The sequence below is a fragment of the Cetobacterium sp. ZWU0022 genome (assembly GCF_000800875.1).
GTDB lineage: Bacteria > Fusobacteriota > Fusobacteriia > Fusobacteriales > Fusobacteriaceae > Cetobacterium_A.
This window is the reverse complement of the sequence record NZ_JRJZ01000187.1, coordinates 1-1,377: the sequence shown is the minus strand read 5'-3', so window position 1 is coordinate 1,377 and position 1,377 is coordinate 1. Positions and strand designations below refer to the sequence as shown.

Below are 1,377 nucleotides of genomic sequence, written 5' to 3'. Positions count from 1 at the left end.
AATTATTAGACTTTTTACTTTCAGGTAACATAGATCCGTAATTATTATCATGGTACCCCGCACTTTACAAAAAGTCAATAGTATTAGAGGAATGTATTACGTTTTTTGGTATAGTAAATACCCTGTAAAAAATTTTGACAATTCCGCAATCCCAAGGTATATAGTACTAGAGCATTTCTACGCTACATTCCTGTTTAAATATTTTGAGAATATGAGGAGGGATTATGCATTTTTTTAACGCAAGTTTAGCTAAAAAAATAGGAATTAATGAATCTATCTTTTTACAAAATATCTATTATCTTTCAAAACAAAAAATACTCTTTAATAAAAATTCATCTGATGAGCTGTGGCTCAAAATGTCGAGTACTAAAATTCAAGAGTTTCAACCATATTTTTCAAGAGCAGAGATTCGAACTCTTATTAAAAATTTAATAAAATACAATCTATTAACAAAAAATCAAAATAATAAAAGAGTTAGTAACACGATGTCATACGCTTTGACTTACCGCGGATGGGTTTTAATGTTGAGCCTTGAAAAGAAAAATGACTTGAAAAAATTTAAAGAAAGTCTGGTTAATTTAGACGAAGCCCCTTGGTCATATCTGCTTGAACATCTGCTAAAAGAGGTCAATGAATTGGCTAAATCAACAAACCCTTGGCTTATTTTAACCAAAGATTGTACAGATTTAGCCAATATAATAATAGAATATAGAAACCTTATTGAAAAAGATAGAACTATAGAAAAAATAAAAGGGGAAGGGGATCCTGAAGTTAGTTTTTTTGACTCTTTAAACTTTGATATTGAGAATCAAGTTGAAAAGATAATTGCCGAAAATTCTCTTTTTAAAAAACGTGTGGAAAAATCATTTTCTACAGCTAAAAATTTTTATTATAAAGTTATACTTCCGACAGTAGAAAAATATGGCTATTTAAAAGTTCTAAAAGCACTTAAAAAATGCGTAGAGGAATTTTTACCTAGCAATAGTCCAGTTGCAAATTTTTATACGAATTTGACAGAATTAAACGTTTGAAAAAATAATTTTAAAAACTGAGAATTTTTTTATTCTTAAGCTTTAAATAAAAGATATACTTATTGAACTTAAAGAATCAGAGAAATTTGAATGTAAGCTTGCTAAAAATAGCTTTCCAAAGGAAGCTTTAAATACATATAGCTTTAAGAGAGGCTTACAAATATCCAGAAATAGAAGAAAAAGATTCAAATCTATCTTTGATAGAAAAATCTATTCTCTCATACATTATTCAAAATGAAAAAATAAAAAAATTAGAGCATATTAGTGAGATATTAGAAACTTTAAAAAGTAATATTTAATTTACGCCGGCATATTTCCGGCGTATTTTTTTTATTAAAACTCTTTT

General features: G+C 27.2%; 1 protein-coding gene. It reads left to right on the top strand.

The genetic code is table 11. The features are described 5' to 3' along the window. The first annotated feature begins 224 nt into the window (after positions 1-224). Positions 225-1,031 (top strand): hypothetical protein, encoded by an 807-nt coding sequence (locus tag L988_RS12525; protein WP_047384757.1) that lies wholly within the window; start codon positions 225-227, stop codon positions 1,029-1,031. Positions 1,032-1,377 lie beyond the last annotated feature (346 nt).

Bases quoted from the DNA above. Each gene is read 5' to 3' on its own strand.
- L988_RS12525 (WP_047384757.1), top strand. From the start codon at position 225: ATGCATTTTTTTAACGCAAGTTTAGCTAAAAAAATAGGAATTAATGAA.